We start from the raw sequence: 24,802 nt of genomic DNA, 5'->3' as shown, positions 1-24,802 counted from the left end.
GTGTCGGATCGACATCGGCGCGCCCATCGGGCCGATGACTCATCTGCTTGCCGCGCGCCGATAGAGCATCAGCGACAACGGCATGCACACCGCCAGGATCGCCACGCTCCAGCCGATCGAGTAGGCGAGCGCGTGGTCGGCGACCCACCCGGACGGTGGCACGAAGTTCGACGGCGCGCCGTTGCCGAGGTGATCGCGACTCGTGGTGGCGACGGCTGTCACCGGATTCCACTCGGCGATCGTCCGAAGCGGCCCCGGCAGGCTTGCCGCGGAGATGAAGGCCGACGACAGGAAGGTCACCGGAAACATCCACAAGAATCCGATGCTTTGCGCCACTTCGACATTGGGTGCGATCAGTCCGGTGACCGCACCGACCCATGCCATCGCGAGCGCGAACACGATGATCACCCCGAATGCGATTGCCGCGTCGGCGAGCGAGCCGTGGACCCGCCAGCCGATGACGAGGCCGCTGATTACCATGACCGTGAGTCCGACGAGGCCGAGCAGCATGTCGGAGCCCACTCGGCCTGCGATGACTGCCAGTCGTGACATGGGCAGCGAGCGCAGCCGGTCGATGATTCCGTCGGACATGTCGTTGGCGAGTCCCACGGTGGTGAACGCCGCGTTGAAAACAACCGTCTGCGTGAAGATCCCGGCCATCAGGTACTCGCGGTAGGAGTGTCCTCCGAAGGTCGCGCCGAAGACATAGGCGAAGAGGAACACGAACATCAGCGGCTGAATGGTCGCGCTGACGAGCAGGGTGGGGATACGTCGCACAGTGAGCAGATTGCGCTCGACGAGGACTGCGGTGTCAGTGAACATCGGCGGGCTCCCGTGTGTCGAGGCGCGTCGTCGTAGCGCTCGTGTCGTCGTCGACTGCGTGCTCGGTCAGCTGAAGGAACACGTCGTCGAGTGTCGGTCCGGCGACGGAGACGCTGCGTGCAGGTGTGCCTCCCGCGTCGAGCGCGCGGATGGCATCCGGGATGTCGGCGGCGCCGTCGGCGACCGGCACCGTCCATGTCCCTGTTTCCGACCGATGCGGGTTTCCGACGCCGATCGCCGCCAATGTTCGTGCGACGACAGCGGATTCGGAGACGGTGTGCTCACCGTCGAACTCGACACTGAGGATTTCCGGGGTGATCGAGTTCTTGAGCTCGTCTGCACTACCCTGCGCGCGGATTCGTCCGTGGTCGATGACGGTGATCTCGTCGGCAAGCGTGTCGGCTTCCTCGAGGTACTGGGTGGTCAGCAAGACGGTGGTTCCCGCATCCACCTGCGCGGCGATCAGGTCCCAGATCTGGCGTCGACCGCGTGGGTCGAGTCCGGTGGTCGGTTCGTCGAGGATGACGAGTCGCGGGTGGTTGATGAGTGCTCCCGCGAGGTCGAGTCGCCGCCGCATGCCGCCCGAGTAGGTGCGCATCGGTCGGTCGGCGGCATCGTCGAGTCCGAGTTCGGCGATCATGTCGCGCGCAAGGGCCGACGCGTCGCGTCGACGATGGCCGTAGAGCTGGGCCACCATGCGCAGGTTCTCGAAGCCGGTGAGCGTGCCGTCCACGGCGGCGTACTGCCCTGAGACACCGATGATTTCACGCGCCCGGTCGGGTTCGCGCAGCGCGTCGATCCCGGAGACGGTCACCGTGCCGGCATCGGGGCGCAGCAGGGTCGCCACCATACGAACGGTGGTGGTCTTGCCCGCACCGTTGGGCCCGAGCAGCGCGTGCACGGTGCCTGCCGGGATGGTGAGGTCGAGATCCTCCACGGCGATCACGGCGCGCCCGCGGCGCAGCAGGCCGGAGGTGAATACCTTTCGTACACCGCGGATCTCGAGTGCGTTGCGTGTGGCCGTGTCTGGCGTATCCGCGTCGATGGGCCCAGTCATGTTGATGGGTTCAGCCATGTTGATGGGTTCAGTCATCCTGTGTCGTCCTGTGGTCGGCACGCGTACTCCCTTCCATTGCTTCGATGAGGCTCTTCGGCCGTAGGTCGGTCCAGTTCTCGTCGACGTAGCGCAGGCAGTCGTCGTGGTCGGACGGCCCGTGCACCCGACGCCAGCCTGCGGGGACAGGCGCGAACTGGGGCCACAGCGAGTGTTGGTTCTCGTGGTTGACCAGCACCAGGAAGACGCCATTGACGTCGTCGAACGGATTGGTCATGAGTGATTCCTCCTCAGTTGATGTCTTCGGTTGGCGTGACGCGACTGGTGTAGCGCCATCGATGGGACGTCGTTGCGGCGTCGTCTCTGCGATGCCGCGCTGATCGACGCGGTGGTGGCGAGAGGGCGTAAGCGAAATCGGCCACGTTGTCCGGCAGCAGCATTCGTGCGTGCGTGCAGTCGACGTCGATGTTGCGGATGTACCCGTCGACGTAGGGACGCCATCCGTCGACGGCTCGCGCTCCCGGCTGTGATGCCCTGGTGGCGGAGACGAAGGTGATGTCTCCGTGGAACACTCGCGGGCGCCACGGATTGGCGAGGGAGCCTGCCTGCTCGAAAACGCGGTGCACCGTGCCGAATTCGGCTCTCGACAGCCCCGCGAGCATCCCGCCCGCCGCCCGCACCGCGTGCCAGGCGTCGTCGACATCGGGCGATGCGGTGGGATCGGCGGTGACGGAATCGGTTGCGGTGATGCCGAATTCGATCATGAGCTCACCGATGGAGGGTTCGGTGACGAGGTCGGGGCGGTCGGAGAGGACGTACGAGTCGAGGATCGTCAGATCGCCGACCTCTTCTCCGCTTCCCTGGAGGATCACCGCGATCTCCTGGGCGATGATCCCGCCGAGTGACCAACCGAGCAGGTGGTACGGCCCGGTGGGCGCAACCGACTGGATCTGCTCCGCGTAGTAGGCGGCGAGCTCGCCAAGGGACGACGGGGCAGGTTGCCCGGACAGCGAGGGGTGTTGGAGTCCGTAGACGGGACGGTCGGGTTCCAGGTGGGGGAGAAGCGACGCGAATGCCCACGAGAGTCCGATCGCCGGATGTACGACGAACAGCGGCGCAGTCGCCGATGCGGACTCGCGCGGTGTCGACCGCAGCGGGATGAGTACCTCCCAGGCGGAGCGGGAGCCTTCGGTGCTGTCCAGCTCGTGTGACGCGGGGTCGATCTGGGCCGCGAGTTCTGCGACGGTGGGTGCCGCGAACACCTGATGTGCGCGGATTTCGACTCCGAGAGCGCTCGACAGACGATCGGTGAGAGTCGTTGCCTGTAGCGAGTTTCCGCCGAGGTCGAAGAAGCTTGCGTCTGCCGCGATCTCATCGTCCGGCAATCCGAGCACCTCGACGAAGATGGCCGCGATGGTCTTCTCGGTGCCGGGGAGCGGGGCGCGGCCGCGTCGTGTGATCTCCGGCGCAGGGAGTGCCGCGCGGTCGAGCTTGCCGACCGGGGTCAGCGGGATCTCGTCGAGGATCGTGACCGTCGCGGGCACCATGTGGCGCGGAAGACGTTGTCGCAGAAGACCCCGCAGGTCGTCGCCGAGAGCGCTTCGTTGCGAGTTGTCGACGAAGGCGGCTCGTTCGGTGAGCGTCACGTAGCTGTGCAGCGTGGAACCGCCCTGCGTCGACGTGGAGTCGCGCTGGTCGGGGCCAACGACCACGGTGACCGCGAAATCGACACGCGGGTCGGCGGTCAGGGCGTCGTCGATTTCGCCGAGTTCGACGCGGAAGCCCCGGATCTGTACCTGACCGTCGCTCCGTGCGACGTAGGACAGTCGCCCGTCGCGCGTCCACCGGACGAGGTCTCCCGTGCGGTACATGCGGTGACCCGCGAACTCGTCGCCTGCGACCATCGGGACCGGCAGGTACCGGGTGGCCGTGAGGGCGGGGCGACGGTGGTAGCCGCGAGTCACCTGCGATCCGATCAGATACAACTCGCCCACAACACCTGCGGGTACCGGATGCAGCCGCGCATCGAGGACGAGTGCGCTCACACCGTTGTTCGGTGTGCCCATGGTCAATTCGTCGTGTGCGCGCAGCGGGTCGCTGGAGGTGGTGATCACCGTGGTCTCGGTGGGGCCGTAGACATTCATGATCCGACGCCCCGCCGACCACCGTCGCGCGAGATCTGCTCCATAGGCCTCGCCGCCGATTGCCAGGCACTTCAGCGTCGGGGCGTCGGTCGGCGACATGCTCGCCACCGCGGCGGGCGTGATGAATGCGTGGGTGACCCCGGTTCGAGTGAGGAACTGCGCCAACGGTTTACCGCCGAAGACATCAGTGGGAGCAATGACCAGGCACGCCGATCCCGCTGCGGCGAGCAGGAATTCGAGCACCGAGGCGTCGAAGCTCGGTGACGCGAAATGCAGAACCCGTGAGCCTACGTGTGGTGTCATCCGCGCTTGCAACTCATCTCGCACCGCGCGCAACCCGGAGTGTGGTACCAGAACGCCTTTCGGGCGTCCGGTCGAGCCAGAGGTGTAGATGATGTAGGCCAACTGATCGATGCCTGCGGGGGTCGCCTCGGCATCGGTGAGCGGCGCTGCCGACGTCCGTGCGAGCCGGTCGAGTACGGGCTGCTCGTCGACGACGATCACCGGTGTGGTCGACGACGGGATGCGCTCACGGGTTGCCGAGTCGGTCACCACGAGCTGCGCACCACTGTCGGTGAGCATGTGCGCGATCCGCTCGGGCGGATACGTCGGATCGACGGGAACGTAGGCGGCACCGGTTCGCACGATCGCCCAGATCGCAACGAGCGCCTCGATCGACCGCGGAATGGCCATCGCCACAACAGGTTCTGCCACGGAATCAGAGTCCCTGACCCCGCTCGCCAGAAGCAGACGTGCGAGTCGGTGCGCTCGTGCGTCGAGCTCGCGGTAGGTGATGTCGGTGTCGCCGTCGGTGGCGGCGATGCCGTCGGGGTTGCGTGACACGGCGTCATCGAGAATCTCGCCGAACGTCATCGGTTCGCCGCTGCGCGGTCCGCGCGCGGGGGCGACGTCGGCCACCTCGAGGGGATCGGTGATGCGGATATCGCCGACAGCCCGCTTGGTGTCGGTGGTGATCGCACGAACCACCCGCAGGAATCTGACAGCGAGATCGTGGGCGTCGCGGTCGTCGTACCGGTCGGCGGCGAATGTCACCTCGAGGGTGGCGTCGGGGGAGTGCAGGTGCGCCACCGTGAACTGGAGACCGAATTTTGCCTGTGCGGAGCCGATCTCGTCGATCTCCCCATGTAATCCCGGCGCCAGCTCGACCTGGCTGTGCGCGACGTCTGCCCCGTAGTCGTGGACAGAGAGTGCGACCTCGAAGAGTGGATGCCCGCCGACCGACCGGTCGGGGTTGACCGCGGCAACGACGTCGTCGAAGGGCACGTCGCGATGGTCGAGCGCATCGAGATCGTCGTCTCGTACCCGCGCGAGAAGATCGCGAACGGGCTCGGTGCCGTCGAGCCGTGTGCGCAGAGCGAGGGTGTTGACGAACATTCCGACGACGCGGGTGAGGTCGGTGTCGGAGGTATCGGCGAGTTCGGGGACGTCCCGATTCGCCACTGGCGTGCCGATCACCACGTCGTCGCCCACTCCGAGTCGGTGCAGGAGGGTGGCGAGCCCGGCGTGGAGCAGGGTGAACGGGGTGGTCGAATAGGTTCGTGCGCAGTCGATCACAGCGTTGCGCAGCGCGTCGTCGAGTGGGATCGATACCGAACCGGCCAGTGACGGTGAACCCTCGGGTGCGTCGGCCCGAGTTGGTGCGGTTCGGGTCGGCTTGGGTGCGCAGTCGGCGGGTGCGCCGGCGAGCAGGTTTGTCCAGTAGGCGAGATTGTCCTCCGCGTCAGTTCGACGGTCGGCCCCGGTGACGATCGCCGCATAGTCGCGATAGTCGAAAGCCGAAGCCTCCCAGATGGTGTCACGGCCGCCCAGCCTCTCGGAGTAGGCCGTGGCGAGGTCGTCGATCAGAATCGGCAGCGACGCCCCGTCGGCCGCGGCATGGTGGATGAGGAGGACGAGGATGTGCTCACCCGTGGTGCCCTGCGAGATCCGCGTCAGGAGGTGTGCGCGTATCCCCGGCTGCGCCGAGATGTCGATCGGGGTGGTGCACAGGTGCTCGATCAACGCCGACGCGTCGTCGTTGTCGCTGTAGCCGAGCGGTTGCATATGTCCGATCGCGCGGTCTGCTCCGATCAGCACACCTCCGACCTGCGTACCGCCTGTTTCGGAGGGGTAGACGGTACGCAGGCCGGCGTGCCGCGACACGAGATCGACCAGTGCGTCGCGGAGCATCTGACGGTCAAGGGTTCCCGTCAGATGCAGTGTGAAGGGCATCAGGTAGTCGGTCGACGCCGGATGCGTTCGGGCAAGGGAGAGCAGTCGACGTTGCATCGGCGCGACCGGAACGACGCTGCCGCGCTGTGGAATCAGCGGATGGTGGGTGGAATCGTTTGTGTCACTTGTGTGCTCGTCCTGGCTGACGAGTGCTGCCAGCGCGGCGACAGTCGGGTGATCGAAGATTTCCCGCACACGAAGCCTGGTTCGGTCGTCGGTCCGCAGTTTCGCCGCGAGAGCGGTGGCCTGCAACGAGGTTCCGCCTGCCGCGAAGAAGTCGGTGTCTGCGCCGACGCTGTCGCGACCGATGCCGAGGACGTCGGCCATCGCGTCGGCGACCCGCTGCTCGGCTGTCGAACCGACTTCTCGCGCAACGGTCGTCGCCGGTGCGGTCGGCGCAGGTAGCGCCCGACGATCGATCTTTCCGTTGGGCGTCAACGGGAATCGATCGAGAACGACGACGCTCGACGGGACCATCTGTCGCGGGAGGCTCGCAGCAACATGTGCGATGAGTTCGCGGTCGGACAGTGAGTCGGGCGGGGTCGAGGTGACGTAGGCGACCAGGCGTGCGTCCGCGCCTTCGCCGCGCACGAGTGTCAGCGCGGCGTCGACGTCAGGATGTGACGTGAGGGCGTTGCTCACCTCGTCCGGTTCGATGCGGAAGCCGCGCACCTTGACCTGGTTGTCGCTGCGTCCGTCGAACACCAACGACCCAGCTGTGGTGCGGTGCACCACGTCGCCGGTGCGATACATGATCGCGCCACGCGCTCGTGGATCGGCGACGAATCGTGCGGCGGTCAGGTCCGGGCGGCCGAGGTAGCCGCGCGCGACTCCCGGCCCCGCGAGGTACAGCTCGCCCGGTACGTTGTCGCGCACGGGATTGAGACGATGGTCGAGAATCTGTGCAGTGCAACCGATCACCGGCTCGCCGATTGTGATCGCCTCACCGGGACTCAATGGCTGCGACATCGTCGCCACGATTGTGGTCTCGGTGGGTCCGTAGCAGTTGACGTAACGCCTCCCGGGTGCCCAGGCGGCGACGAGTTCCGCGGGCGACGCCTCACCGCCGACGCCGAGGGTCCGGAGCAGTGGCAGGGGGCTGGGTGCCGCGGCCATGAGCGCGGCCGGTGTGATGAATGCGTGCGACACGGCGTGCTCGTCGAGGAACTCGACGAGTTCGTCTCCGCCGAAGATGGTCGGCGGCGCGATGACCATCGTCGCACCCGCATCGAAGGCGAGGAGGAACTCGAGGAACGTCGCGTCGAAGCCGGGTGACGCGAAATGCAGTGTGCGATCGCCAGACTGAACGTCGTAGCGGTCCCGCTGGCTCTGGCTGAACGCGCCGATGCCCCGGTGAGTCACCGTGACGCCCTTGGGCACGCCGGTCGAGCCGGAGGTGTAGATCACGTAGGCCGCGGCGTCGGGTCGACGCGGCGCGGGGGCCGGCGGTGCCGCGCTGCCGCGATCGAGTGCTCCGGTGTCGAACCAGTGCAGGTCGGACGACGCGTCGAGCTGAGCGCTTCCGATTACCCCGTCGGTGTCGGTGATTCCGACTGCCACGTCGGAGTCGCGGAGCATGTGCTCGATGCGTTCGAGGGGGTATCGCGGATCGATGGGGAGCACCACGCCGCCCGAGCGCAGCACTGCCCAGAGCGCGGCGACGAACCGCCACGACCGGGGGAGTGCCACGGCGACAACGTCTTCCGGACCGACACCCTCGGCCCGGAGAGCGTTCGCCCAGCGTGCCGAGATCTCGTCGAGGCGCGCGTACGTCAGCGCGACGTCGCCGTCCTCAACGGCGATGAGATCACGGTGACGGGTGGCCGTGAGCTCGAGTAGGTCGCCGAGATGAACCGGGTCGGGTGACGTGATGGCAGGCTCAGCCTGTGGTGCGAGTTGATGGGTTGCGACGAGATGCTCGTCGACGCTGCGGTCGGGGTGCGCGATCAGTGCGTGGGCGAGTTCGACGAAATCGTCTGCCAGCGCTTCGATTCGGGCACGGCTGAACAGGTCGGTCGCATACGTCAGACGAAGCGTGTCGCCGCGCGACTGCACCTCCAGATCGAAACGTGCTGCGCCGGTGTCGACTTCTTCGATCTCGGTGCGCACTCCGCGCAACGCGGAATCCGTTGTGGCGAGCGGATCATCGTCGACGGTCAGCGAGATGGTGAAGATGGGGTGACGACCCGTCCGTGACGGACGTAGATCTGCCACGACGGCGTCGAACGGCATGTCCGCGTGCGAGAGGGCGTCGAGGTCAGATCGGCGCACCTCGTCGACGAGTTCGGTCGCCGACCACGCCCCGTCGACGCGGGTGCGGAGTGCGACAGAGTTGACGAACATTCCGACAAGTTGCGCGAGACGGGGATCGGCGCGGCCCGCGGCGGGAGTTCCGATGACGATGTCGGCGTCGGAGCCGCGGGTGTGCACGTCCTGGTCGGCGCTGTGGTGGCGCAGTAGAGCGGCGAGCACCGCGTGCATTGCCATGAACTCGGTGATCGTCGAGCTACCGAGTTCGGTGAGGCGCGCACGGACGGCGCTGTCGAGGGTCACCTCGACGACATCGGCGCCGCGTTGTGCCGCTCCATCTTTCGCGGCGACATCGGGTAGCAGAACCGGGGCGGAATCGAGACCGTCGAGTTCTGCGTGCCACCACGCGGTCAGCTCCGGTAGGCGGGCATCTAGCGTGTCACGCTGCCACCGCAGGTAGTCGCGATAGTCGAGAGGGAGCGGATCTGCCGACGGTGATCGACCGTCGGACAGATCCGCGTAGGCGCCCGCGAGGTCACGCGCGAGTGGCGCCATCGACGCGCCGTCGGCGGCGATGTGGTGCACGACGACGGTCAGCTTGTGGTGGTCCGCGGCGTCGTTGAGCTGGTGCAGCGCAACGCGGATGGGCAGATCGCGGGTGAGGTCGAACGGACGCTGCGCCAACGATTCTGCGGTCACCCGCCAGTCCGACGCCGAGATATCCTGCACGTCGAGCGTGAGATCGCTGCTCGTGGCCGCCACCATGGTCGGCAGTCCGTCTTGCTCGGGATAGACGGTGTGCAGTGGCTCGTGGCGGTCGATCACCCACCGGAGCGCACCTGCGAGCGCGTCGACGTCGAGTGCGCCGCGCATGTCGAGTGCGAAGGCGATCGAGTACGACGCATCGGGTGCGTCGTCGTCGGCGCCGAGCGTGTTGAGGAACCAGAGCTGCCGCTGAGCAGGTCCGCAGACCAGCTCGGTGGTCGGATCATGGTGCAGGAGAGCGTGTTGCGCAGGTGTCGCCTCTGCGCACAGGGGCGCGAGCTCCGCAGCGGTCGGATGATCGAAGACGTCGCGCACGGCCAGGCGTGAGCCGGTGTGCTGCGCGAGTGCATCCACCAGCTGTGTCGCCAGCAGTGAGTTGCCGCCGAGGTCGAAGAAGTCGTCGTCGACGCCGACGTCGGTGATTGGTCGGTCGAGTACCCCGGCGATGACGGAGCAGATCATCCGCTCGGCGTCGGAACGCGGTGCCACGGGCACGGACTCGCGTGCGGTGTCGGCGTCGCCGGGGGCGGGTAGCGCGCGCAGGTCGATCTTGCCCGCGGGGGTCCTCGGGATCTCGGGAACTGTGATGATGGCCGAGGGAATCATGTGCCGCGGCAGACGTTCTCGCAGCTTGGTGAGCAGCGCCGAACGCGCGTGGTGGTCGGCATCGACCCCGTCGAACGCGACGAACGAGATCAAGCGCGCCGTCGCGCCGTCGCCGTCGACGATGCTCACCGAGGCCTGTACGTCGTCGAGTGCGGTGAGCGCAGCGTCGACTTCGCCGAGTTCGATGCGGTGGCCACGTACCTTGGCCTGGTCGTCGGCGCGGCCGCGGAACTCGAGGCGATGATCGGCGGTCCAGCGCACTAGGTCGCCGGTACGGTACATCCGCTCGCCGGGATCGCCAAAGGGATTGGCGACGAAGCGTTTCGACGTCAGTCCGTGCACTCCGTGGTAGCCGCGTGCCAGGTGTGTGCCTGCGACGTAGAGTTCGCCGGTAGTCCCGGGTGCGACGGGGAGGAGCCGCTCGTCGAGGACGACGGTCGAGACGCCGCGGATGGGTCTGCCGATCGTGACGCGCGGCGAGTACGACGTCGTCGGGTGTTCGACGATCGGATCCGAGACCGTCGCCACGACCGTCGTCTCCGTCGGCCCGTAGGCGTTGAAGATCGTCGTGGTCTGCGCCCACCGACGGACGGCTTCGGCATTCGGATGCTCGCCGCCGATCACCAGCACCTCGAGATCCGGCACGGCGTCGGGATTCATGGTGGTCAGCAGCGAGGGCGTGAGGAATGCGTGGGTGATGCCTGCGGACCGCATCAGATCGGTCAGTTCGCGACCGGCGACGGGATCAGGTCCGACGATGCGCATCGTCGATGCGCCGGAGAACGCCATGAGGAGTTCGAGGACCGAGGCGTCGAAGCTGGGCGACGCCATGTGCATCGTGCGGCTGTCGGCGGTGAGGCCGAACTGCGACACCTGTTGTGCGGCAAAGTCGGCGAGGCCGCGATGGCTGACGACGACGCCCTTGGGTGTGCCGGTGGTACCCGAGGTGTAGATCATGTACGCGGGTTGGTCGACGGAGAGGTCGGGTGCGTTGTCGCGTTGTGGCGCTGGGGCGTCGCCGCCCGAACGGTGGATCTCGTCGAGCGTGATGGTCGTGATGCCGTCGGCCGCGGTGCCGAGTTTCGGGTGAGAGTCGACGTCGGTCAGCAGCAGGCGCGCACGGGAATCGGTCAGCATGAACTCGATACGTGCGTGCGGATAGGCGGGATCGATCGGTACCCATGCGGCTCCGCATCGGGTGACCGCCCAGACCGCGCGCACCCACTGCGCGCTCCTGGGTAGCGCAATTGCGACGAAGTCCTCTGGGCCGACTCCGTTGTCGCGCAGGCACTGCGCGAGAGTCTCGGCGGCGGAGTCGAGTTCGCGGTAGGTGAGTGAGGTGTCGCCGTCGGTCACGGCGATCCGGTCGGGCTCCGAGCGAACCGCTGCCGCGAGGATCGACGAGAAGTGCTCGACGGGGCGGGTTCCCACGCCGACGGCCGGCACCAGTCCGAGTCGCTCGCTCGGGTCGAGGACGGCGATGTCGCCGACCGCGAGTGTCGCGTCGTCGGTCACCGTGGTGATGATTCTGCTCAGTCGCGAACCGATACCGCTCACGGTGGGGGCGTCGAAGAGGTCGGTGGCGTAGCCGATCTCGACGTCGATTCCGGACGGTTGCCCGTGCTCGTCGGTGTGTTCGACGAAGGTGAACGAGAGGTCGAACTTGGTCGACGCGATGTCGATCGGCGAGGCCGTTGCGCTCACGCCGGGTAGGTCGATGGTGATGTCGTCGCGGTTGTCCACCGCGAGTGAGACCTGGAAGAACGGATGCACCTGGGCCGACCGCTGCGGATTCAGTTCGGTCACGAGGTGATCGAACGGTATGTCGGCGTGGTCGAAGGCGTCGAGGTCGGCGTCGCGGATCTTGCCGAGCACAGCGAGGAACGAGGCATTTTTGTCGACGCCCGTCGGCAGTGCAAGGGTATTGACGAACATTCCGACCGGCGCGTCGAGGTCGGCATCGCCGCGTCCGGATACCGGTGTGCCGACGACGATCTCGTCGGCGCGGGCGAAGCCGCGCAGCAGCGTGGCGACCGCGGCGTGGACGACCATGAAGAGGGTCGCGTCGTTGTCGGCGGCCAGTGTCGTCAACGCCCGGTGACGCTCGCGCGGCACGGTGATCGTCACGACGCTGCCGGCAACACCTGGGCGATCGGAGCGCGGACGATCAAGTGGCAGTTCGGTTTCGGCGGGAGCGCCGGCGAGACGACTGCGCCAGAAGTCGAGGTCTGTGCCGTCGGTGGTGGTCAACGCGGCACGGTGGGCTGCGGCAACCGTCGAGTACTCGACGGGTAGCGGCGCCCAGTCGGGTGTATGCGCGTCGACGCGTGCACGGTAGGCGGTGGCAAGGTCGGCCGCGAACGGCGCGAGCGACCACCCGTCCGCTGCGAGATGGTGAATGACGACGACCAGCGTGTGATCGTCGGACGACGTGCGCAGGAGTCGTGTGCGGATGGGGAAGTCGCGCGTGAGGTCGAACGGCTGTGAGGCGAGGTCGGTGGCGCGTTGCTGTATCTCGCTGACCTCGGCGACCTCGTCGAGAGGCATGTCTATCGCGGCGTCGTCGGGGGCGTGGATGTCGAGGAATGCGTGTCCGTCGTGCTCCGACACCGTGCTGCGCAGCGGCTCGTGCCGCGCGACGACGTCGTTCACGGCGGCACGCAGAGCGCTGACGTCGATAGCTCCGACAAGATGGACACTGAACGGAATGTGGTAGGCGACAGCAGAATCCGGGTCGAGGCGGGCGGTCAACCAGAGTCGCTGCTGCGCGGGCGACAGTGCGACGCGCCCATCGGTAGACGCTGCGATCGCATCGACGGACTCGCTGGTATGGAGTTCGTCGTCGACTCCCGCTGCGCGCAGTGCGGCGCTGAAGGCGGCGAGGTCCGGGGCGTCGAACACGGTGCGTAGCGGCAGCCGGTGTCCGGTTCGGCGTGCGAGGCGTGCGCTCACCCTGGTTGCCGACAGCGAGTTACCGCCGAGATCGAAGAGGTTGTCGGACGACGACACCCGAGTCGTCAGACCGAGCACCGCGGTAACCGTCTCGACGACGGCGACGTCGAGTGCTGTCACCGGCTCGATTCGTTCGCTCTGCGACGACGTGTGTGTCGGTGCCGGGAGCGCGGAGCGATCGAGCTTGCCGTTGCTTGTCGTCGGAAGATCCGCAAGAACCGTGATGGTCGATGGGACCATATGGGGGAGAAGGTGTTCGGTGAGCTCTGCGCGGACGTCGCGGGAGTCCAGGTCATCCGCGCCCGCGACGTAGCCCGCCAGTTCGATGCTACCTGTGGCCGCGTCGTCGAACGTGATGACGGCCGCGCTGCGGACGCCGGACAACGCCGCCAGGGCCGATTCGATCTCTCCCAACTCGACGCGCTGGCCGCGGATCTTGATCTGTGAGTCGGCGCGACCGAGGTACTCGATCTCGCCGTCGGCGCGTCGACGTACCAGGTCGCCGGTGCGGTACAGACGCGCGCCGGGCTGACGCGGATCCGACACGAACCGCGTCGCTGTCAGGTCGGGACGGCTCGCGTAACCGCGGGCGAGTTGAATGCCGCCGAGGTAGAGCTCACCGATCGCACCGACGGCTTGCGGCATCAGGTGATGGTCGAGCACGTGGGTCGACGTGTTGTCGACGGGTCGGCCGATCGGGATATCGCCTGCGTCGCTGCGGCATTCGTCGTGATAGGTCACGTCGACGGCGGCTTCGGTCGGACCGTAGAGATTGTGCACCGGCGCGGTGGTGAGCTCGCCGATCGCACCAACTGTCGCGGGTGTGAGCGCCTCGCCGCTGGTGAAGATGCGTCGCAGCGACGTCAGGGCATCGGGGTTCGACGACTCGTCGAGGGCGAGCGCGTCGGCGAATGCAGACAGCATCGACGGCACGAAATGCAGTGTCGTGATGGACTCTTCGGCGATCACATCGCGCAGATACCACGGATCGCGATGGCCGTCGGGCCGCGCAACGACGAGTGTGGCGCCCGCGACGAACGGCCAAAAGAACTCCCACACCGAGACGTCGAAGGTCGCCGGTGTCTTCTGCAGCACCCGGTCGTCGGAAGTGAGTTGGTAGCGATCCTGCATCCATCGCAGACGGTTCACGATGGCGCGGTGGTCGATCACGACGCCCTTGGGCCTACCCGTTGAGCCGGAGGTGAACAGCACGTAGGCCGGATTGTCGGGGCGGGGTGCGCGGAACTGCACTGTCGACGGTGATGGCTCGATCAGCTCGTCGACGGTGACCACCGGAGTGTCGGCACCGGCCCAGCCGGGTGCTGCGACGATCACCGCGGGCTTGGCGGTGTCGAGGATGTGCGCGAGGCGCTGCGCGGGTTCCGCGGGATCGATGGGCAGGAACGCCGCGCCCGCACGGATGACGGCGTGCAGTGCGACCACCTGGTCGGCACTTCGCGGGAGAGCAACGCCGACAACCGATTCGGGGCCGATCCCACGCGCGGCAAGTCCGGCCGCCGCGCTGCGTGCGCGTGCGGTGAACGTCGCGGTGTCCAGGGTTTCGACGCCGGGTTCGATCAGCGCGGTGATCGTGTCGGTGCCCTGCTCCAGCGCGGCGTCGAGCAGCGAGATGAGCGTCGAGTCCGTTGCGGCCACGCTGCGGCCGCGTGCGACATCGTCGATGGCCGACAACTCCGACGCCGTCGCGGCAGAGATGTCGACGACGGGCGTATCGGTGGGGGCGTCGACGAATCGTCGGAGGAAGTCGACGATTCGGTTGTGGTGCACCGAGATGTCGTCTGTGGTGTATACGTTCGGGTTCGCCTCGAGGTCGAGTCGCATGCCGCCGGTGAAGCCGTCGTAGACGTTGATGGACGCGTCCTCGACGGGACCTGTCGACAGCACGTTCAGTTCGCCACGCAGTGAACCGAAGTCGATGTGCTCGAAGAAGAGCATGACGTTGACCATCGGACCGAAGAACCCGCGCCTACCGTCGGAGTCGTCGAGGATGTCGGAGGTGATCTCTTCGTGGCGGAAACGCTGATGTCGCACAGCATTTTTGATGTCGGAGTTCATGCTCCGCAGCGCGTCGGCGACGGTCGTCGCGGCGTCGAATTCGATGCCGACGGGTAGGACGTTCGACGTGAGTCCGGCAGAGGTGCGCAGCAGGTCGGTGTCGCGGCACGCCACCGGAAGGCTCAGCAGGGCGTCGTCGCGATCGTTGAGGCGTGCCAGGTAGAGGGCGACCGCCGCGGTGATCACCGACGCGGCCCGCACCCCGTGATCGGCAGCGCGCGAACGGATGTGCGCGACGAGGTCGGCGTCGAGTTCGGTGCTCTCGACGACGGCAACCGGCGCAGCCGGTGCGCTCGCCGGCGACAGGGAGGTCGGTTCGGGAGCGTCGGCTCCACCGGGGCGCAGGCGCTGCTGCCAGTGGTCGCGTGCGTGGGCGAAAGCGTCAGAGGCGTGGTACTCGCGGTCGATCTCGGCAATCTGCGCCATTGTCGCGCTGGTCGACGCGGGCGCGGCGTGACCCTCGGTGATCGCGGTGTAGTGGGCAGCGACCCGGACCATCATGAACATCGCCGCATAGCCGTCGAACGCGATGTGGTGGCCCCAGCAGTACCAGAGCGAGTGCGTCGGACCCAGCCGCAGCAGATGCGTCTCGAGGAGCGGATCGGTGTAGACGTCGACGTTGCGTGACCGGTGATCGTCGATCCATTCGAGAGCGCGCGCACGCGGATCGTCGTCGTCGGAGAAGTCGACGAGCCCGAGCCTGATGTCCCTATCACGATCGACGACGATGCGTGGTTCGCCGTCCTCGTCGTCGACGACGCGCAGGAGCCCCGATTCGGTCTCGAGTGCGGTCAGTTGCACCGCTCGGTCCATCACCTCGGCGTCGACGTCGTCGAAGAACTCGGCGAAGGCCGCGACCGACATCGGGGTGTCGGGGTCGAGTTGCTGCGCGAAGAAGATGCCGCGCTGCGCCGCGGTCAGAGAGAGCGGTCGGCTCTGGGCGTCGGCAGACATGGGCTGCCCGCCTGTGACGTGTCCGCTTGTGAAATGAGTCGTGCTCACCTCGGTGCTCACTGTGCCTCCTCATGAGGTGACCGTCGCGGTCGAGCGCGGCGATCGGTCGGTGGTGGTGGCCCTGTGCCCGGTGGATCTGACCGTGCTTCGCGTGACTGAGCGCCGCAGATGGGTGCGGATTGAAGAAGTATCGAAAGCGTGGACGGTTGTGGAGAATGGCGAAGGGGTCGTCGTGGTCATGCCTATCGGCAGCGATTTGGCCCGGACCTGCGCGTTCGCCTACACTTGTGGGGTTGCCTGCGGCGCGCCACGCGTCGCGAATCGGCTCGCGAACCCACCCGGTGGTGCGTTGCGATCGCAAGATCGGGACAAAACCCCAGGCAGGCGTGTGTCCGGTGGTAACAGACCGTGTGCGTCGGGTCGGAAATCCGGCGTACAGATGCGGTGGCCCACCTCGGTGGATCCGCCGCGTCGACGACATCCAGGTCAAGGAGACTAACGAGTGATTCAGCAGGAATCTCGCCTGCGGGTCGCCGACAACACCGGAGCCAAGGAAATCTTGTGCATCCGCGTGCTGGGCGGCTCGTCTCGGCGCTACGCAGGCATTGGTGACGTCATCGTCGCCACTGTCAAGGACGCCATCCCCGGCGGCAACGTCAAGCGGGGAGAGGTCGTCAAGGCTGTCATCGTGCGCACCACCAAGGAGCGCCGTCGTCAGGACGGAAGCTACATCCGTTTCGACGAGAACGCCGCCGTCATCCTCAAGGGTGAGAGCGACCCCCGCGGTACCCGCATCTTCGGCCCGGTCGGCCGAGAGCTGCGTGAGAAGAAGTTCATGAAGATCGTGTCGCTGGCACCGGAGGTGATCTGACATGAAGGTGCACAAGGGTGACACCGTGATCGTCGTCTCGGGCAAGGACAAGGGCGCCAAGGGCAAGGTCATTCAGGCCTTCCCGAAGGAAGAGCGTGTTCTGGTCGAGGGCGTCAATCGCATCAAGAAGCACACCGCTGCGTCGGCCAACGAGCGTGGCGCGGCGTCGGGCGGCATCGTGACCCAGGAAGCGAAGATCCACGTGTCGAACGTGATGGTCGTCGACTCCGAGGGCAATCCCACCCGCGTCGGCTACCGCGTCGACGAGGAGACCGGCAAGAAGGTCCGGATTTCCCGCAAGACCGGGAAGGACATCTGATATGACCACCACCGAAAAGACCCAGCCGCGTCTCAAGCAGCGCTACCGCGCCGAGATCAAGGACGCGCTGAACACCGAGTTCGACTACGCCAACGTGATGCAGATCCCGGGCGTCGTCAAGGTCGTCGTGAACATGGGTGTCGGCGACGCCGCACGCGACTCGAAGCTGATCAACGGCGCGGTCACCGACCTCGCACTGATCACCGGCCAGAAGCCGGAAATTCGTCGCGCACGCAAGTCGATCGCCCAGTTCAAGCTGCGCGAGGGCATGCCGATCGGCGCACGCGTCACGCTTCGTGGCGACCGTATGTGGGAGTTCCTGGACCGCCTCGTGTCCATCGCGCTTCCCCGTATCCGCGACTTCCGCGGACTCTCGGACCGCCAGTTCGACGGCAACGGTAACTACACCTTCGGCCTGAACGAGCAGTCGATGTTCCACGAGATCAACATCGACAACATCGACCGGCCGCGCGGTATGGACATCACCGTCGTCACCTCGGCCACCACCGACGAGGAAGGCCGCGCGCTGCTGCGCCAGCTGGGCTTCCCGTTCAAAGACAACTCCGTGAAGGACAACTGATGGCAAAGAAGGCTCTGGTCAACAAGGCCAACAAGAAGCCCAAGTTCGCCGTGCGGGCCTACACCCGGTGCAACCGTTGCGGTCGTCCGCACTCGGTGTTCCGCAAGTTCGGCCTGTGCCGTGTGTGCCTGCGCGAGATGGCACACGCCGGCGAACTCCCGGGCGTGCAGAAGTCGAGCTGGTGACCCAGCTCCGCTGACGAGCTGTGACCGCTGGTCGAGCTGAGACTGCTGGTTGAGCTGTGAGCGCTCGTCGAGCTGTGACCGCTGGTTGAGCTGGTCGAAACCACGACCCCGTCTCCCTCCATGGGAGACGGGGTCGTCGTCGTAGAGGTGTCAGCGATCCGTATGGGTTTTGAGCCGGTTTCCGACACAAAACCCGCACGGATCGTCCAGTCAGCCCGCTGACGGAGCTGTGACTCCGGTCGACGATGCGGCGCTGGGCTGGTTGCTCGACGTCGTGGCGACCGGGGGCGTCGTGGTTGGCGCGACAGTTGTGGTGGCGATGTCGTAGGACTGCCACGCGTCGCCGGCCTTCTTGACCAGGACGCTGCTGCCGTCGGGCTGGTGGACGGTCAGGATGTCGTCGGTGGCGTCCCAGGTGAGTGTCGAACCCGACTGCACCGTGTCGGTGAATACAGTTGCGCCCGAGGCTGTATCGGTCAGAGTGAGTGTCGTTCCGGTGAGCGATGCGCTCACAGATTTCGACGGTGACGTGGCGCCTGGCCCGGTGGCGATGGCCGTCGAAGTGACCGTGGTGGTCGAAAGGGATGAGCTCGACGGTGAAGTCGACGAGCCTGCAGCCGACGTCGAGCTCGACGTCCCACTGCTGCTCGACTGTGCTGCCGTCGACGAACTCGACTGTGCGGCCGACGAACTCGATGCCGCGCTGCTGGACGTCGAACTCGCGGCGGAGCTGCTGGTCGTGCTCGAGGTCGACGCTGCGACATCGGCTTTGAGCGCGAGACTCTGCACGCCCGACGACGTTGCGGGCCAGGTGTAGTTCACGTTGCCGTCGACCGAGCGCACTCCGCAGTTGTAGTTGCTCGTTGACGAGGCGCGGTACACGTAACCGTACGCGAAGTTCGCCGAGACCATCTGATCCGCCGTGCGCACCGTGCGGACGGTGAAGATCTGCCCGCTGGCGGCCGTCGTGTCGGTGCCGACCACATCTGTCGGCGCGGTCGCGACGTAGCTGAGGGTGCCTGCGGTCAGCGTGTATTCCGATTGGTAGGTCGTCGGTGTCGGGTCGTGATCGGCCGGGACTGCAACACCTTTCGGTAGGAACGACACCCGCACCGAGAAGCCGGATGACGGTGCGGTCCAACTGATCTTGCAGCCAGACGCGCTCCCCGCGGTGGCGATGATGACAGCGCCGCGATCATTCGGGATCGAGTTGCCGAACGTGCCCATGCTGATCGAACTGGACATCACCGCAACGTCGGTGAGCGACGCCGCGTGTGCGGCTCCGACCTGCTGCGTGGCAAGCGCCAGTGTCACCGCGGTCGCGACACCTGCCGTGGCGGTGGTGTGTCGTGCGCGATGACCCGCTGCTGGTACGCGCGGCTCTGGACCCCGGTTCCCGGGCGCGGGTTCGGCCCCGTCTCTCGTAGTTCCACGGTCATCCGTCCTGGACCCCCGGCGGCGTCGAAAAGTCAGATACACCAAAGCGATCGAGGCTGTGCCGAGCAGAATGCGGCCCGCAGGTGTCTGCATCCACGACGCAGCGTAGCCGGCGAGCGGAATCGTCACGACGACCCGATGTGCATCTCCGATGACATAGGGTGCCGGGTCGGGGAACTGATTGGCGTCGCCCTTCAGATAGGCGGTCACCGCTACCTGCGACGCTGCGGCGGTGCTGATCACGCGGTGTGTGATCCGGCTTCCGTCCGGCCGAGAGATCGATACGACGTCGCCCGGACGCACGTCGGTGCCGTGTACGGGAGCGGCGAGTGCCAGTGAACCGACCGGCAGGGTCGGAGCCATCGACCCCGAGCGGACGATCAGTGGTGTAATCCCGAACGCGTGCGCTGCGATTGCGAACCCGATGCACAGGAGGCCGAGGGCTGCACCGATGGTAAGCACGAGTTCTCTTGCTATTGTGCGCATCTCAGTTCGCCTGCGTCGCTGTGAACGTGAAGGTGGAGGTGACACCTTCGTTCTCGTCGGCCGTGTAGAGCACATCCGGGTCGACGGCGAACCAGACGCACAGCGTCTCCGACTGGCCTGCGGCAAGCGCACGCGTACCGATCCAGGGGTATGTCTTTCCGGTCACCCAGTTCGGCCACGGAACGTAGCCCGTGTGTGTCGGCAGCGTGGGGATCGTGCTCGATACGGTAGAACTCAAGCCTGGTTCGAGAGTGCCGATTGCTGTTCCGCCCGAACACTTTCCGACGCCGTTTCCATTGACAGGGGTCGCCCCCGAGTAGACACGGAAGACGCCGTGGTCGTACATTGCGCCGGTGGGCACGGGGCCAATGATGGCGCTGTAGGTGAGGTTGTACCCTCCCGCATTCTTGACAGTGAGGTTCGCAGCTCGTGAACTACCCGGCTGCATGTCGGACTGGTTCATCGCGGTCCACGTCAGCGAGTCCTGTCCATTGAGTTTAAGATCGACGGAACCCACGGTGAACGCCGCGGTCGTCACGCTTGCCGAATCGCTCCACGACGCCATCGTCGAGATCGAGCAGATGCCGAGCACCATGCCCAGTGAACACAGTGCGCGCAGACGCGAGAAGAGAAGAGTCCTGATCATTGCTGTTGGATCGCCCCGAACGTGTAGGAGCCGGTATAGGTGGAACCCGCGACCGCAGTGGCATCCAAAGTGCCACGAAGACAGAGCACTTGAGTCTGTCCGCTTGACAGTGTCACGTAGCTTCCCGCCGTGGTGAGTGCGGTACCCGGCAGCGTCGTCGCGGTCGAGCCGTCGCAGCTCGTCGCGTCGGTTCCGGGCATCACCGACGCGGTCAGCGTCAGATGACCATCGGAGGTCGCGACGTTGGTGAGTTTGTAGCCCAGCGCGGTGTCGCCGCCGTTGGCGACGGTGACGCTGACGGTCTTCATGCTCCCGGGGCTCAGCGATGTTCCGCCGAGCGCCGCCAGTGCGAGGTTGTGGCTGCCGCCCGCGGTCAGGACCAGGGCTCCCGAAGAGATGGTCGACGCCGATGCTGCGGCGCCCGTGGTCCAGTAGGCGCCGGATTCTCGGATCGAGAGTGACATCAACGCGAGCACGATCATCGTGACGAGACATCCACACAGCAGCCGACGCTGCGTGGACACGCTAGTGCGTCTGTGTGTGGGGCGCGCCGAGGCCCGGGTTGCACTGTGTGTCAAGATGTCTCACACCCGAGATGTCTGCGAGACCGTCGCCGGTCACGTGCCGCCGATAGCATCATTAGTGCCGCATAGGCGAACAGCAGCCCTGCCACCACGTAGACCGCGATGATGTGCTGGCGACCGGTGATGACCTGATTCAGGTACCCGATATAGGGCACCGAGTACCAGACCTTGCCCTTGATCTGCACGGCGCGAGCGGGAGCGGGATCGGTTGTCGGGTTGTTGTCGCCCTTCATCGTGAACAATCTCTCGCCCCGGCCGTCCTGGCCGACGCCGACGATGCGGTGGGTCACCACGTCGGGCTGACCGGAGCGCAGCTGATAGGTGATGACGTCTCCGGTATGCAGTGTCGCGGGGTCGACGGTCTTTGCCACCACGAGCGTTCCCGGTGGCATATGCGGCCGCATCGACGACGTCATGATGGTGTACGGAGTGGTCCCCGCGAGACGCGGGACGACGACGACTGCCGCCAACAGACTGACGGCGGCGAACAGAAGGAGCCAGCTCAGGATCAGTCTGAGCATGCCCAGTGGACCAGAGCCGGAGTCGACGTCCTGGTCCGAATCGGGTTGGTCGGTGTCGCGGCGGAGCGTCGAAGGTGATTCGACACGTGACGAATGTGTTTCACCGGTGATGGACATCGTTCTCTCCGCTTACATATCGGATACTGACTGGTCGTGGGTGGGGACTGACCGGGCAGAACGCAATTGTGCGTTCTGCCCGGTCAGTCCTGCAGCGCGATCCCTCCCCAGTTCGCGCGCCGCGGAAGCGGATTTTGCCAAAGGCAGAACCCGCGAGTCTCAGGACTGGTTGGGTGCTTGTACCTGATCGAGGTGCAGGCTGATGTTGTTCAGGTTGAGCGTGTCGGTCTGGCTCGCGTTGGTCGCAGATGCGAACGGAAGTTTGAGCGTGACCACCACGGTGTAGGCCGACGCCCCGCCCGTCGGGCTGATGGCCAGCGACGTTCCACTCTGGGTGATATCGGTCGCCGATGCGTCGCCGCTCTTCTTGGCCGAGATGGTCTTTGTTGTTTCTGAGGCAAGAGATCCGGACGACGTGAATGCCGTTGTATCCGCGTAGAGTTTCGCCTTCAGGTTGTCACCGGTCGCGTTGATATTCACGGTCGTGGTGTACGTGAGAGTGTCACCCGGAACGAACTTGAATGACGTCGGATTGATGGCACCGTTCTGGTCGGTCCATGTTCCCGTGTCTTTGTTCATCGAGAGCTGGCCCGAACTGATGGTCGAGCCGCCGATCGCCGTGCTGTCGTTCCAGTATGCGAGCGAGCCGAGCCCGCCGAGAAGAAGAACTGCCGCGCCCCCCGCAGCAACTGCGCCCTTGGTCTGTTTCTTCATTGTTGCTCTCTGCATCGATTGGTCACCTCGGGGATTCCGTGGTGTGGTGATGCTTTTCTAGCCTGCTGGTGCCAGTTGCACAACCAATGGTTGTCTATCGAGCCTCAAGCTCAACTTGATTACAGGTGTTCACTGACCGCCCAGTAGGGCGACCCGGGGCGCTCGGTGAAGGTGCATGTTTCCGCAGATCATCGGCGCTAAATCGCTTTCATTCGCCGAAGTTTGCGATTAATGATGTCGAATGGGTATGGCATTGAATGTTGTCGCATAGATGTGATGCAGATCATGAACGGTGTGTCCGATTTACCCATTCACGCACGTGAGCGGCCATCGATGTGGATTTAATAATTGATGAAAGTCGCAAGCCGTTTGCCGTATCTGCGAGCGTCTGCGGATTAGTGGAACGCCTTTGGTGGGTACCGCGTGATGGCGAACACGAAAGCGCGAATTGATTAGTTCTGGCGTACGATCCATTGCCGAAAGCCGCAGACCACAGAATCCAAGTAGCGCTTTCGGGGGAGAATAAAATGAAAAAGCATGGCGTACGAAGCTCGGGGGAGTTTCTGACCGCGCGGTCAGGAAAGCTGTTCGTGTTCTTATTGTCGGTCGCTTTGGCGACGGTGGTCTCTGTCGTTGCCGGGATCGTCGGTGGCGGGGCACAGGGCGACGCGTCGCCGCCTCCGGCGTCGAATCGGATAGATTTCCACACCGCGGTGAAGGGCGACGATGTGGTGCTGACGGTTGGTTCCGGTGCTCTGCGAGTGGCAGGTGATCAGATTCAGATCGTCGACCGGAACGGCAAGGTGGCCGCCAGTGCGCCACTGAAATATGAAGTGGCGCAAGATATTTACAAGCTCGGCGTCGAACTTCACAGCAGCGTGGCGCGACTGCACGTCAACCGGTCGTCGATTTCTCGTGCGACGTCGCTCGCGCCGCACCGCGCAGCCGAGACGACGGTTGTGGTCACATCGACGCCGCCAACGTCGGCGACGTCGGACGCGGACGCGCGCGCCGACAAACTGGATAAGGCGATCACTCGGATGGGGACTGAATTGTCACTCGGAATGGCCATCGGAACGTCGGTTGGCACGATTCTCGGTGGTGTTCTCGGCTGTCTTATCGGGCTGACCGCAGGTATCGTCGGATGTTTGCCGGGGCTCATGTCGGGTGCGACAGCCGGTGCCGTCGCTGGATCGGTGGTCATCGGCGGGGCCGCGATCGTCGTGTCGGCGATCGTCTTCGGGATGACGATGAGCGAGCCGAGGCCGAAGGCGGAGCAGTCACCGCGGCCGACTACTCAGGTGCCGACAGCAGCACCCTCGTCTGGGGCGACCTCGTCTCGCTAGCCGACGAGCCACGCATTCGGTGCGCAGACGAGTGGGACGTCGGCCCCGAGGGCACGCAAGACGATCGACGTCGCGCGGGGCGAATAGCTCATCGAGAAATGATCGGACGTGTCCTGGGGGCAGCCGTCCTGCAGCGTGATGTTGCGGGTGTTCTTGGTGCCCGTGGGGAAGAACGTGCTGGAGTAGGGGGTGGTGACCTCGTCGTAGCGGGTGCCGACGATCGTGTATCGGATGTCGCCGAGGGCGTAGACACCGCCGCTGTTGAGTGTCTTCAGAAATGGCGAGTTGTAGATCTGCTGGGTGCCCGAGACCCCGACGCCGAGTGCGAGGGGTCCCAGGATGTCGACACCGAGATCGTTGATGGTACGTCCGAGTGCGCCGATGCCATTGAGTGTTGTGCCGTTGTTGGTTGCACCGAGAGTCACGACATTGGCGACCTTGGCCGCGCCGCCGTCGAATCGCAGGTACTGGCGGGTCGAGATGCCGCCCATCGAGTGGCCGACCATGCTGACTTTGGCTGCGCCGGTCGACGCGAGGACCTTGTCGACGAAGGTCTTGATCTGGTTTGCCGATTTCACGATGTCGCCGGTGCCGTACACGCCGGGGAATGCCGCTGCTACGCCACCGCCTTGAGAGGGCGGCTGTATTCCGTAGTCGAGTGCGTAGACGCAGAAGCCTGCCTGCCGGAGCGCGGGGGAGATCATCGACCAGTTGCTGTAGGCGTTCTCCCACGTTCCGTGGACCAGCACGACGGGATTGCGGCCGGCCTGGGGTTTGCACGACCAGTCATTCGCACCGGCGGGCGCCACGTTGGGGTTCGACAGGCTGTGCGCGAAAGCCGCGGGGAACGTAGTCTGCTTCGGCCCGTTGCCGGTGGGGATGAGCCAGCGACTCTCGCCGTTGAGCAGGAAGGTCTCGGCGCGGGCCGGGGTGGGCGAGGCATCGGAGATGTAGTCGGCGAGCTGTTGCTGCGGGGCGGCCGACGCGATACCTGCGGAGTTCGCGGCAAGCGAGATACACGCGGCGACCGCGGCGACAGCCGTCGTCAGCAGGCGGGTTCGGGAACGACGTCGATGAGACGATGTGGTCACGTGCGAACCTCTCAGCCAGGTGTTGCCGGTCATAGCGCAGGCGAGTGGAG

Annotated in this window: 15 protein-coding genes; 5 read left to right on the top strand and 10 right to left on the bottom strand. The window is 65.7% G+C overall.

The window, feature by feature from the left end; all coding sequences use genetic code 11:
* Nucleotides 1-39: 39 nt before the first annotated feature.
* The 4 genes from A5766_RS01480 to A5766_RS01465 are packed head-to-tail and all read right to left on the bottom strand — an operon-like array spanning nucleotide 40 to nucleotide 15,915.
* Nucleotides 40-822 carry an ABC transporter permease gene (locus A5766_RS01480; RefSeq protein ID WP_005208414.1) on the bottom strand — a complete coding sequence of 261 codons (783 nt, stop codon included), beginning with the start codon at nucleotides 820-822 and terminating at the stop codon, nucleotides 40-42.
* Nucleotides 812-1,915, bottom strand: coding sequence for an ABC transporter ATP-binding protein (locus tag A5766_RS01475; protein WP_005208413.1), 1,104 nt, complete (start codon nucleotides 1,913-1,915; stop codon nucleotides 812-814). The genes A5766_RS01480 and A5766_RS01475 overlap by 11 nt, the downstream gene beginning before the upstream one ends.
* Nucleotides 1,908-2,153 carry an MbtH family protein gene (locus A5766_RS01470; RefSeq protein WP_005208412.1) on the bottom strand — a complete coding sequence of 82 codons (246 nt, stop codon included), beginning with the start codon at nucleotides 2,151-2,153 and terminating at the stop codon, nucleotides 1,908-1,910. Before A5766_RS01470 ends, A5766_RS01475 begins: the two co-directional genes overlap by 8 nt.
* Before the next feature lie 13 nt (nucleotides 2,154-2,166).
* Nucleotides 2,167-15,915 carry a non-ribosomal peptide synthetase gene (locus tag A5766_RS01465; RefSeq protein WP_064903117.1) on the bottom strand — a complete coding sequence of 4,583 codons (13,749 nt, stop codon included), beginning with the start codon at nucleotides 15,913-15,915 and terminating at the stop codon, nucleotides 2,167-2,169.
* Nucleotides 15,916-16,357: 442 nt separating this feature from the next.
* Here A5766_RS01465 and rplN point away from each other — a divergent pair, with 442 nt between their 5' ends.
* Genes rplN through A5766_RS01445 form a run of 4 tightly spaced genes read left to right on the top strand, consistent with a single transcriptional unit; the run spans nucleotide 16,358 to nucleotide 17,810 of the window.
* A complete protein-coding gene (gene rplN / locus A5766_RS01460) occupies nucleotides 16,358-16,726 on the top strand; it encodes a 50S ribosomal protein L14 (RefSeq protein ID WP_005208410.1) in 369 nt (122 codons plus the stop codon).
* 1 nt (nucleotide 16,727) lies between these two features.
* A complete protein-coding gene (rplX, locus tag A5766_RS01455) occupies nucleotides 16,728-17,045 on the top strand; it encodes a 50S ribosomal protein L24 (RefSeq protein ID WP_005208409.1) in 318 nt (105 codons plus the stop codon).
* A gap of 1 nt (nucleotide 17,046) precedes the next feature.
* Entirely contained in the window at nucleotides 17,047-17,625 is a 579-nt protein-coding gene (gene rplE, locus A5766_RS01450; protein ID WP_005208408.1) for a 50S ribosomal protein L5, read from the top strand.
* A complete protein-coding gene (locus A5766_RS01445) occupies nucleotides 17,625-17,810 on the top strand; it encodes a type Z 30S ribosomal protein S14 (RefSeq protein WP_005170384.1) in 186 nt (61 codons plus the stop codon). Before rplE ends, A5766_RS01445 begins: the two co-directional genes overlap by 1 nt.
* Before the next feature lie 210 nt (nucleotides 17,811-18,020).
* Here A5766_RS01445 and A5766_RS01440 read toward each other — a convergent pair whose 3' ends face one another.
* The 5 genes from A5766_RS01440 to A5766_RS01420 form a co-directional block, all read right to left on the bottom strand.
* On the bottom strand, nucleotides 18,021-19,709 hold the full coding sequence (locus A5766_RS01440; RefSeq protein ID WP_051994089.1) for a signal peptidase I: 1,689 nt from the start codon (nucleotides 19,707-19,709) through the stop codon (nucleotides 18,021-18,023).
* Between the two features lie 25 nt (nucleotides 19,710-19,734).
* On the bottom strand, nucleotides 19,735-20,379 hold the full coding sequence (locus A5766_RS01435) for a SipW-dependent-type signal peptide-containing protein (RefSeq protein WP_005208406.1): 645 nt from the start codon (nucleotides 20,377-20,379) through the stop codon (nucleotides 19,735-19,737).
* The gene (locus A5766_RS01430) at nucleotides 20,376-20,903 is read right to left on the bottom strand and encodes a hypothetical protein (RefSeq protein WP_141630949.1); all 528 of its coding nucleotides are present in this window, start codon (nucleotides 20,901-20,903) and stop codon (nucleotides 20,376-20,378) included. The genes A5766_RS01435 and A5766_RS01430 overlap by 4 nt, the downstream gene beginning before the upstream one ends.
* Nucleotides 20,904-20,953: 50 nt before the next feature.
* Nucleotides 20,954-21,601: a signal peptidase I gene (locus A5766_RS01425; protein WP_005208404.1), complete on the bottom strand. Its 648-nt coding sequence runs from the start codon at nucleotides 21,599-21,601 to the stop codon at nucleotides 20,954-20,956.
* A 159-nt stretch (nucleotides 21,602-21,760) separates the two neighbouring features.
* Complete coding sequence (locus tag A5766_RS01420) at nucleotides 21,761-22,330, bottom strand: alternate-type signal peptide domain-containing protein (RefSeq protein ID WP_082933578.1); 570 nt, start codon at nucleotides 22,328-22,330, stop codon at nucleotides 21,761-21,763.
* A gap of 512 nt (nucleotides 22,331-22,842) precedes the next feature.
* Here A5766_RS01420 and A5766_RS01415 point away from each other — a divergent pair.
* The gene (locus tag A5766_RS01415) at nucleotides 22,843-23,661 is read left to right on the top strand and encodes a hypothetical protein (RefSeq protein ID WP_005208402.1); all 819 of its coding nucleotides are present in this window, start codon (nucleotides 22,843-22,845) and stop codon (nucleotides 23,659-23,661) included.
* Here the strand turns inward: A5766_RS01415 and A5766_RS25255 are convergent.
* Nucleotides 23,658-24,785: an esterase/lipase family protein gene (locus A5766_RS25255; protein ID WP_051994085.1), complete on the bottom strand. Its 1,128-nt coding sequence runs from the start codon at nucleotides 24,783-24,785 to the stop codon at nucleotides 23,658-23,660. The genes A5766_RS01415 and A5766_RS25255 overlap by 4 nt on opposite strands.
* Nucleotides 24,786-24,802 lie beyond the last annotated feature (17 nt).

Origin of the sequence: Gordonia sp. 852002-51296_SCH5728562-b (assembly GCF_001665475.1) — a bacterium.
GTDB classification, from domain to species: Bacteria; Actinomycetota; Actinomycetes; order Mycobacteriales; family Mycobacteriaceae; genus Gordonia; species Gordonia sputi.
Note: the sequence above shows the minus strand (reverse complement) of the source record. Positions and strands in the feature narration are given on the sequence as shown.

Excerpts from the sequence above, each read along its gene's own strand:
- A5766_RS25255 (WP_051994085.1), bottom strand. The coding sequence starts at position 24,785 with ATGACCGGCAACACCTGGCTGAGAGGTTCGCACGTGACCACATCGTCT.
- A5766_RS01435 (WP_005208406.1), bottom strand. The coding sequence starts at position 20,379 with ATGATCAGGACTCTTCTCTTCTCGCGTCTGCGCGCACTGTGTTCACTG.
- rplX (WP_005208409.1), top strand. The coding sequence starts at position 16,728 with ATGAAGGTGCACAAGGGTGACACCGTGATCGTCGTCTCGGGCAAGGAC.
- A5766_RS01425 (WP_005208404.1), bottom strand. The coding sequence starts at position 21,601 with ATGTCCATCACCGGTGAAACACATTCGTCACGTGTCGAATCACCTTCG.
- A5766_RS01420 (WP_082933578.1), bottom strand. The coding sequence starts at position 22,330 with ATGCAGAGAGCAACAATGAAGAAACAGACCAAGGGCGCAGTTGCTGCG.
- A5766_RS01415 (WP_005208402.1), top strand. The coding sequence starts at position 22,843 with ATGAAAAAGCATGGCGTACGAAGCTCGGGGGAGTTTCTGACCGCGCGG.
- A5766_RS01445 (WP_005170384.1), top strand. The coding sequence starts at position 17,625 with ATGGCAAAGAAGGCTCTGGTCAACAAGGCCAACAAGAAGCCCAAGTTC.
- rplE (WP_005208408.1), top strand. The coding sequence starts at position 17,047 with ATGACCACCACCGAAAAGACCCAGCCGCGTCTCAAGCAGCGCTACCGC.
- A5766_RS01480 (WP_005208414.1), bottom strand. The coding sequence starts at position 822 with ATGTTCACTGACACCGCAGTCCTCGTCGAGCGCAATCTGCTCACTGTG.
- A5766_RS01470 (WP_005208412.1), bottom strand. The coding sequence starts at position 2,153 with ATGACCAATCCGTTCGACGACGTCAATGGCGTCTTCCTGGTGCTGGTC.
- A5766_RS01475 (WP_005208413.1), bottom strand. The coding sequence starts at position 1,915 with ATGACTGAACCCATCAACATGGCTGAACCCATCAACATGACTGGGCCC.